This is a genomic window from Pseudomonas sp. CFBP 5748 (assembly GCF_053850495.1).
On record NZ_JBSPTN010000017.1, the window covers coordinates 100,725 to 109,698 of the forward strand.

The 8,974-nt window shown below is 62.1% G+C and carries 9 protein-coding genes; 7 read left to right on the forward strand and 2 right to left on the reverse strand.

The annotated features are described in order from the left end of the window. Positions 1–24 precede the first annotated feature (24 nt). The 3 genes from bufB to ACWNZ1_RS26995 are packed head-to-tail and all read left to right on the forward strand — an operon-like array spanning position 25 to position 2,134. Positions 25–894 carry an MNIO family bufferin maturase gene (bufB, locus tag ACWNZ1_RS26985; protein WP_135844028.1) on the forward strand — a complete coding sequence of 290 codons (870 nt, stop codon included), beginning with the start codon at positions 25–27 and terminating at the stop codon, positions 892–894. Continuing rightward, complete coding sequence (locus tag ACWNZ1_RS26990) at positions 891–1,661, forward strand: HvfC/BufC N-terminal domain-containing protein (RefSeq protein ID WP_456027982.1); 771 nt, start codon at positions 891–893, stop codon at positions 1,659–1,661. Before bufB ends, ACWNZ1_RS26990 begins: the two co-directional genes overlap by 4 nt. Further along, a complete protein-coding gene (locus ACWNZ1_RS26995) occupies positions 1,658–2,134 on the forward strand; it encodes a DoxX family protein (RefSeq protein ID WP_256452280.1) in 477 nt (158 codons plus the stop codon). Before ACWNZ1_RS26990 ends, ACWNZ1_RS26995 begins: the two co-directional genes overlap by 4 nt. A 36-nt stretch (positions 2,135–2,170) precedes the next feature. Here ACWNZ1_RS26995 and ACWNZ1_RS27000 read toward each other — a convergent pair whose 3' ends face one another. Next, entirely contained in the window at positions 2,171–3,085 is a 915-nt protein-coding gene (locus ACWNZ1_RS27000; protein ID WP_135844025.1) for a LysR family transcriptional regulator, read from the reverse strand. Positions 3,086–3,189: 104 nt separating this feature from the next. Here ACWNZ1_RS27000 and ACWNZ1_RS27005 point away from each other — a divergent pair, with 104 nt between their 5' ends. From ACWNZ1_RS27005 to ACWNZ1_RS27015, 3 genes are all read left to right on the forward strand, one after another. Further along, complete coding sequence (locus ACWNZ1_RS27005) at positions 3,190–3,789, forward strand: short chain dehydrogenase (RefSeq protein WP_135844024.1); 600 nt, start codon at positions 3,190–3,192, stop codon at positions 3,787–3,789. Positions 3,790–3,850: 61 nt separating this feature from the next. Further along, entirely contained in the window at positions 3,851–4,525 is a 675-nt protein-coding gene (locus ACWNZ1_RS27010; protein WP_135847957.1) for a COG3650 family protein, read from the forward strand. Positions 4,526–4,598: 73 nt separating this feature from the next. Next, positions 4,599–6,212 (forward strand): NAD(P)/FAD-dependent oxidoreductase, encoded by a 1,614-nt coding sequence (locus tag ACWNZ1_RS27015; RefSeq protein ID WP_256452279.1) that lies wholly within the window; start codon positions 4,599–4,601, stop codon positions 6,210–6,212. A gap of 115 nt (positions 6,213–6,327) precedes the next feature. On the opposite strand, the gene ACWNZ1_RS27020 is transcribed toward ACWNZ1_RS27015, so the two are convergent. Further along, positions 6,328–7,422 (reverse strand): PLP-dependent cysteine synthase family protein, encoded by a 1,095-nt coding sequence (locus ACWNZ1_RS27020; RefSeq protein WP_265072777.1) that lies wholly within the window; start codon positions 7,420–7,422, stop codon positions 6,328–6,330. Between the two features lie 269 nt (positions 7,423–7,691). Here ACWNZ1_RS27020 and nhaA point away from each other — a divergent pair, with 269 nt between their 5' ends. Further along, positions 7,692–8,879, forward strand: a complete 1,188-nt coding sequence (gene nhaA / locus ACWNZ1_RS27025; RefSeq protein ID WP_135844021.1) for a Na+/H+ antiporter NhaA — start codon at positions 7,692–7,694, stop codon at positions 8,877–8,879. The last annotated feature ends 95 nt before the right edge of the window (positions 8,880–8,974 follow it).

Here is an 8,974-nt window from a genome sequence, read left to right on the forward strand (position 1 = left end):
CGCATCTGCCTGAGGCCTGCCACCATGTCGAATACCCCTTTCCTCGCCACCGATACCCGGCTGCCGCCAAGGGCGGGGCTGGGGCTCAAGGCCGAGCATTTTCGTGAAGTACTCCAGACCCAACCGGAGCTGGGCTTCTTCGAAGTGCACGCGGAAAACTACATGGTGGCCGGCGGGCCGTTTCATCACTTCCTGGGGCGGATACGCGAGCAGTATCCGCTGTCGCTGCACGGCGTCGGCCTGTCGATTGGTGGCGAGGGGCCGCTGGATGTCGCACATTTGCAGCGCCTGGCCGCACTGATCGAGCGCTATCAACCCCAGTCCTTTTCCGAACACCTGGCCTGGTCCAGCCATGGCCCGGTGTTCCTCAATGACCTGCTGCCCCTGGCCTACGACGACGCGACGCTCAACCGCGTCTGCGAACACGTCGATCAGGTGCAGTCTTGCCTCAAGCGCACGATGTTGCTGGAAAACCCGGCCACCTATCTGGCGTTCGAGGAATCGACCCTCGACGAGGCCTGCTTCATCAGTGAAGTTATTCGTCGCACCGGCTGTGGCCTGCTGCTGGATGTGAACAACGTTTACGTTTCCTGCGTCAACCATCGCCGCGATCCACTGGCCTACCTCGACGCCTTGCCCCTGCAGGCCACCGGCGAAATTCATCTGGCCGGCTTTGCCGAAGACACCGACAGCCTCGGTGAGCGCTTGCTGATCGACGACCACGGCGCGCCGATCGACAACGACGTCTGGCAACTGTATCGCCAAGCCCTGGAGCGAACCGGACCCGTGGCCACTTTGATCGAACGAGACAACCATGTTCCTGCATTGCAAGTGCTGCTGGCCGAAGCGCGTCAGGCCGACCGACTGTTAAGCGCCGCCGGAGCCCGGTCATGAGCCGCTTCAGCGAGTTCGCCGCCGCCCTGCTCGACCCAGGCAAAGCCTGTCCACCGGGTTTGATCAGCGCCAATGGCGCCGATCCCGGGAACCGCTTCGCGGTGTACCGCAACAACGTGCTCAGCTCATTGATCAATGCCCTGGCCGACAACTACCCAGTGGTGGCGCAACTGGTGGGCGAGGAGTTTTTCCGGGCCATGGCCGGGGTCTACGTGCAGTCGGCGGCGCCGTGCAGCCCGATCATGAGCGACTACGGTGCCGATTTTGCCCGGTTCATCGAACAGTTCGAACCCGCCGCCAGCGTCCCCTATCTGGCGGACGTTGCGCGCCTGGAGCGGCTGCAAGTCGAGGCCTGCCACGCCGCCGACGCCCAGCCCATGAGTGGGGAACGAATCGTGGAGGTGCTGTCATCCCCCACACTCGCCACGCATCTGAAGATCGGCCTTCATCCGTCCCTGCGCCTGCTGCAATCGCCCTTCGCCGTGGTCGCGGTCTGGGCCGCCCATCAGCAAGAGCCTCCCGTGCCGTTCGAGCCGTACTCTGCGCAAAACGCCCTGGTACTGCGCCATGGCCTCGACGTGGAAGTGCAGGCGATCAGTCACGCTGCCCATGGTTTCATCACGGCCCTGCAACAGGGCCTGTCGCTGACCGCTGCCATCGAGACCGCGGTGGAGCGCCACACCGACCTCGACGTGGAACAGACCCTGGCGAGGCTCATCCGCTACCAAGCCATCACTTATCTCTTACCTGAGCAGGTCACCCAATGAACGCTCTGATTACCGCTTTCATTCAATGGCTGGAGAAAATTCCCCACAGCCTGATCGCCTTCGTTGGGCGTTTTTCCATCGCCGCGGTGTTCTGGAAATCCGGCCAGACCAAAATCGAGGGCCTGGCCATCGACCTGTTCGACGGCACCTTCCAGATCGGCCTGCCACATCTGGCGGACTCAACCATTCCCCTGTTCAAAAGCGAATACGCCCTGCCGCTGCTGTCGCCCGAGCTGGCAGCGCATCTGGCGGCCGCTGCCGAACATGTGTTCCCGGTGCTGATTCTGCTGGGACTGGCGACACGTTTCTCGGCGTTGGCCCTGTTGGGCATGACCTTGACCATTCAGTTGTTTGTCTACCCGGACGCCTATCCGACCCACGGCACCTGGGCGGCGGTATTGCTCTACCTGATGGCGCGCGGGCCGGGGGTGTTGTCCATCGATCATCTGATCGCCAAACGCTACGCCCATTGAGACTAAAAATTCCTGTGGGAGCATCCGGTGGACGGGTTATCGTTGAAGCCGATCCAACGCCTCACCACTGCGCTTGAACCAATCAATCAAATAGTCGGCCAGCACCTGGGTGCGCTTGGGCAACCCGCCCTGATACGGATGCACCAGGTACATCGGCATGCGCCGGGTCTGGTACTCGCGCAGCACCCAGCGCAGGCGGCCGTCAGCCAATTCTTCCTGCAGCAGGTACGACGGCAGCCGGGCGATTCCGGCGTCGGCCAGGGCCGCCTTTTTCAACAGGCTGTAGTGGTTGCTGGCGAACGGCCCCGACACACGGACCCGCAGCAGTTCGTGTTGCTGGTGATAAAGCCATTCTTCCCGCCCGCTGTAGTGGCTGTTGAGCAGACAGCGATGTTCGGCCAGGGCCTGGGGGGTCTGGGGTTCACCGTATTGATCGAGGTAGGCCGGGCTGGCGCAGGTCATTTCGTGCCAGGCCAGCAGAGGGCGAGCCACCAATCGCTCATCGATGGCGGCATCGGAACGAATCGCCAGGTCGAAGCCATCGCGGGTCAGGTCGCGGTAGCCGTTGTAAAGCTCCAGCTCGATCTGCACGTTGGGGTAAGTGCGCGCGAACTCCGTCAGCAGCCCTTCAAAGAAGGTTTCGCCCAACGAAACCGGAACCGTCATCCGCACCGGCCCGGAAATATCGTCCTTCAACCGAGCCAATGCCTGACGCGCCCTTTCCACCTGTACCAACAGCGCCTGGGCCTGAGGCAACAACGCCGCGCCGGCCGCCGTGAGGCTCAAGCGTCGTGTGGTGCGCTGCAGCAATACCACGCAAAACCGACTCTCCAACAAGCTGATGCGTTTGGACAACTGGCCCTTGCTGCAACCCAACTGCTGGGCCGCCAGGGTGAAGCTGCCAGCCTCCATCAACACGGCAAACGCCGCCAGATCATCCATCTCGCTCATCGGATTGTTTCCAAATGAAAACCAAAGGTTGCCTATTAGCACGATTATCAATGAAAAGAACCTCTCTAGACTGAAAACTCATTCAACCCATTGAGGAACAGCCCATGAAAATCCTGTTGATCGGCGCCAACGGCACCATCGGTTCGGCCATTGCCAACGAACTGTCGCCCCGCCACGAAATCGTGCGGATTGGCCGCCACAGCGGTGAATTGCAGGTGGATATCAGTGACAGCGCCTCGATCCGCGCCCTGTTCGAAAAGACCGGGCGTTTCGATGCCCTGGTCTGCGCAGCGGGCAATGTCACCTTTGCGCCCCTGGGCGAGATGACCGAAGACAGCTTCGCCCTGGGCTTGCAAGACAAGTTGATGGGCCAGGTCAACCTGCTGCTGATCGGCCGTGAATTCGCCAACGACGGCGCGTCGTTCACCTTCACCACCGGCGTGCTCAGCCACGACCCGATCAAGAGCGGCGCGTCGGCGGCCCTGGTCAACGGTGCCCTGGACAGTTTCGTGCGTGCGGCGGCAATCGAGTTGCCCCGGGGCCTGCGTGTCAACTCGGTGAGCCCGAACGTGCTGCTGGAAGCCATGGACAAGTACGCGCCTTATTTCCGCGGCTTCAAACCCGTTCCCGCAGCGGATGTGGCATTGGCCTACGCCAAGAGCGTCGAAGGCCTACAAACCGGTCAGACCTTTCACGTGGGCTGACACCCCTTGTGATGCAGGATCAGTCTGAGTAACGTGGCGGCACTTGTCTGGAGACCCAATGATGCGTGCCGCCCGCTCCCTGCTGTTTGTCGCCCTCCTGCCGCTCTTTGCCGGCTGCCAATTGCTCGACGCCCCGCGTCAGAGTGCCTCCCACGCCGACCAGACGCGCATGCAGGGCGAACTCACAGCGGCCGATGGCAAGCTGGTGTTCCAGCCGTGCCAGGAACAGCGCCGCTACATCGTCAACGACAGCGGTGGCACCAGTGTGCTGCAACAGGCCGCCAGCCTGGCCGACGAGCGGGGCAAGCTGTTTGCCGATGTGCGCGGCCGTATCGTCTCCAGCACGGCGGCCGGTACCGACAGCCAATTGGACCTGGAGCAGCTGTATCGCCTGGAGCGCTCGGGCACTGCCTGCGATGACGGAGATTTCAGATTGTTGATCCTGCGCGCCGCCGGCCATGGCCCCGAGTGGAGCCTCAAGGCCAGCGGCAAGGGCCTGGTGCTCGAACGTGAGGGTCAACCACCGCTGGCGGTGCCTTACATGGAGGAGCAACTGGGTGATGGCCGCGTCAACCTCAGCACCGAGGCCAACGGCCAGAAGGTCGAGCTCTGGGTCGCCCCCCAGCGCTGCGTCGACAGCGTCACTGGCAGCGTGCAACACATGAGCGCCGAGCTGCGGGTCAACGGTCAGGTCCAGCGCGGCTGCGCCTACTTCGGTGGTGCGCGCAACGACTGATTCGCCGCTTTTGGCTTATAATCGCCGGTTCACGCCCTGGCGCAGTTGTGCGCCCCGCGAACCGGACCCCGTCATGTTACGAATCACCGAACTCAAGCTGCCGATCGACCATCCCGAAGAAGACTTGCGCCCTGCCATCGTACAGCGCCTGGGCATCGCCAGCGATGACCTGCTCGACTTCACCTTGTTCAAGCGCAGCTACGACGCTCGCAAAAAGTCCTCCGAACTGTGCTTTATCTACACCATCGACCTGACGGTGCGCGATGAAGCCAGCCTGCTGCGCAAGTTCGCCGATGACCGTAACGTCAACGAAGCACCGGATGTCAGCTACAAAGTGGTCGGCCAGGCGCCGGCAGACCTGAGCGAGCGGCCGATCGTGGTCGGCTTCGGCCCGTGCGGGATCTTCGCCGCCATGTTGCTGGCGCAGATGGGTTTCAAGCCGATCGTCCTTGAGCGCGGTCCGGAAGTCCGCCAGCGCACCAAGGACACCTGGGGCCTGTGGCGCAAAAGCGTGCTCAACCCCGAATCCAACGTGCAATTCGGCGAGGGCGGCGCGGGGACGTTCTCCGATGGCAAGCTCTACAGCCAGATCAAGGATCCCAAATTCCTTGGCCGCAAGGTCCTGCACGAATTCGTCAAGGCCGGTGCGCCAGAAGAAATTCTCTACGTCAGCAAGCCGCATATCGGTACGTTCCGTCTGACAGGCGTAGTGGAAAACATGCGTGAGCAGATTCGCGCCCTGGGCGGTGAAGTGCGCTTCCAGCAGCGAGTCACCGACGTGCTGATCGAGGATGGCCAACTGGTCGGCGTCGAGTTGGCCGGCGGTGAACAGATTCATTCCAGGCATGTGATCCTGGCCCTGGGCCACAGCGCCCGAGACACCTTCCGCATGCTCCACAGCCGCGGCGTATACATGGAAGCCAAGCCGTTCTCGGTGGGTTTCCGTATCGAACACCCGCAATCGCTGATCGACAGTGCGCGCCTGGGCAAGTACGCCGGCCACCCGAAACTCGGCGCCGCCGACTACAAACTGGTGCACCACGCCAAAAACGGACGCTCGGTGTACAGCTTCTGCATGTGCCCGGGCGGCACCGTGGTGGCCGCGACTTCCGAGCCGAACCGCGTCGTGACCAACGGCATGAGCCAGTATTCGCGCAACGAGCGCAACGCCAACTCCGGCATCGTCGTCGGCATCACCCCGGAAGTCGATTATCCGGGCGGCCCGCTGGCGGGGATCGAGTTGCAGGAGCGCCTGGAGTCCCATGCGTTCGTGCTTGGCGGCAGCAACTACGAAGCCCCGGCGCAACTGGTGGGCGATTTCATCGCCGGCAAGCCGTCTACGGCACTGGGCAGCGTCGAACCGTCCTACAAGCCAGGCGTTTCCCTGGGCGACCTGGCCCAGGCCCTGCCGGACTTTGCCATCGAAGCCATCCGCGAAGCCCTGCCCGCATTCGAGAAACAGATTCGCGGCTATTCGCTGCATGACGCCGTGCTGACCGGGATCGAAACCCGCACCTCGTCGCCACTGCGCATTACCCGCAACGAAACGCTGCAGAGCCTGAACGTCAAGGGTCTGTTCCCGGCCGGTGAAGGCGCCGGTTACGCGGGCGGAATCCTGTCGGCGGGCGTGGACGGGATCCGGATTGCCGAGGCAGTGGCGCGGGATATCCTCGGCCTCGAAGCCTGACACTAACTTCCCGTGGGAGCGGGCTTGTTCGAAGGCGGAGGGTCAGTCAGCCCTTATTTGACTGATCCACCGTCTTCACGAGCAAGCCCGCTCCCACAGGAAGGTCTCAGTGTTTTCAGATATTGGCTCGCAACACATTCTCTGGCAGCGCCTCACCCCGCTCCACACTCGCCGCCACGGCCTCCATCAACCCAATCAACTCATACCCCTGGGCCTTGAGCCACGCAGGATCGTAATAGGTCGTGGCATAGCGCTCGCCGCCGTCACACAAAATCGCCACGATCGACCCCGACTCCCCTGCTTCCACCATCTGCCTCGCGGCGATCAACGCACCGATCAGGTTGGTGCCGCTGGAGCCACCGACCCGTCGTCCCAAACGCTGGGCCAGGTAGTGCATGGCCGCCAGTGACAGGGCGTCCGGGACCTTGACCATCGCATCGATGACTTTGGGCAAAAACGACGCTTCGACCCGTGGCCGGCCAATGCCTTCGATCCGCGAGCCGCAATCCAGGCGCAGGCTGGCATCGCCGCTGCGGTAGTAGTCAAAGAACACCGAACGCTCGGCGTCGGCACACAGCACACGGGTGCCGTGCTGGCGATAACGCACGTAGCGCCCCAGGGTGGCCGTGGTGCCGCCGGTGCCGGGGCTGGAAATCAACCAGCTTGGCTCCGGATGCTGCTCGAAGCGCATCTGCTGGAAGATCGATTCGGCAATGTTGTTATTGGCCCGCCAGTCCGTGGCGCGCTCGGCATAGGTGAACTGGTCGATGAAATGCCCATCATGTTCACGGGCCAGGCGCTCGGACTCGGCGTAGATCTGCGTAGGGTCATCCACCAGATGGCTCTGGCCGCCATAGAAGGCGATCTGTGCGATTTTTTCCCTGGAGGTGGTCGCCGGCATCACCGCAATGAACGGCAGGCCCAGCAGCCTGGCAAAGTAAGCCTCCGAAATCGCGGTCGAGCCGCTGGAGGCTTCGATCACCGGCGCACCAGGCTTGAGCCAGCCGTTACACAAGGCGTAGAGGAACAGCGAGCGGGCCAGTCGATGCTTGAGGCTGCCGGTGGGATGGCTGGATTCATCCTTGAAGTACAGCTCGATGCCCGGCAACCCAGGCAGCGGCAGCGGGATCAGGTGGGTATCGGCACTGCGCTGGAAGTCAGCCTCAATGATGCGAATCGCTTCGCGCGCCCACTGACGGTGGTCATTCATGGTGTGTTCTCACTGGATCGGTTCGACGCGGGGAAACCTGATGCTCATACAGGCGCGACTTTGGTCTCGGAAAAACCAGTCACAAGCTTAGGAAAAAACCGACATCGCGCACAGGTACAGCTAAGGTCCAATATGCGCCGTAACTGCCAGACCGCGCCGTACAGGCGTTGTAACGTCATATAACAAAAAAGAATATAACTTTTGTTTTAACAACTAACAGTACGGGTTAGGGTGTGCCATCTTTTTGATTCGATGAATGGAGAGCGATCGTGGCTCTACGTAATTCTCTGACACGCTTTTTCCAGCTGGAAGCAGCCAGCGGCCTGCTGCTGATCGCCGCCGCCGTACTGGCCTTGGCCATCAATAATTCACCTCTTTCCTGGCTCTACAACGGCTTGCTGGACACGCCGGTGGTGGCCCAGGTCGGGGCGTTGAAAATCGCCAAACCATTGTTGCTGTGGATCAACGACGGCCTGATGGCGATGTTCTTCCTGCTCATCGGCCTAGAGGTCAAGCGCGAGGTCCTCGGCGGACAGTTGTCGAAACCGTCGCAAATCGTCTTGCCGGGTGCGGCGGCGATTGGCGGCATGGTGGTGCCGGCACTGATCTACTGGTTCCTCAACCGTGACAATCCGGCCGCCCTCGCCGGCTGGGCGATTCCGACGGCCACCGACATTGCATTTGCCCTTGGCGTGCTGGCCTTGCTGGGCAAGCGGGTGCCGGTGTCGCTCAAGCTGTTCCTGATGACCCTGGCGATCATCGATGACCTGGGCGCCATTATCATCATCGCGATCTTTTACTCCGGCGCCCTGTCCAGCCTGTCGCTCATACTGGCAGCCGCCTGCATCGCCGCGCTGGTGGCGTTGAATCGAATGGGCGTGGTCAAGCTCGGGCCCTATATGGTGGTCGGCCTGATTCTTTGGGTGTGCGTACTCAAGAGCGGTGTCCATGCCACCCTGGCCGGGGTGACCCTGGCATTCTGCATTCCGCTGCGCACGAAAAACGCCGAGACTTCGCCACTGCTGACCCTGGAACATGCCCTGCATCCCTGGGTGGCCTACGGCATCCTGCCGCTGTTCGCCTTCGCCAACGCCGGCCTGTCCCTGAGCGGCGTCACCGTCGAGAGCTTCACCCATCACGTGCCAATGGGCATCGCCATCGGCCTGTTGCTGGGCAAGACCGTTGGCGTCTTCGGCCTGACCTGGCTGGCGGTGAAAATCGGCATCGCCAGCCTGCCCCTTGGTGCCAACTGGGGCCAGGTATTGGGCGTGGCAATCTTGTGCGGTATTGGGTTCACCATGAGCCTGTTCGTCGGCTCCCTGGCGTTCGAGCCGGGTGTGAGTGACTACGCCGGCATGGACCGGATGGGGATTCTCACGGGTTCGATATTGGCGGCTTTGTTGGGTTACGCGGTGACAGCGGCGGCCAGTCGCAAGCAGCCTGCATTGCCAAGCTGATTCCTGGCTGTCTGAGGGGTGTGTATATCCATTGCTGCGGTAACGGCTACTTAGGGTTCCGCCCTTACGGCCATCCCTTTCAAGGTCTTTTCGTT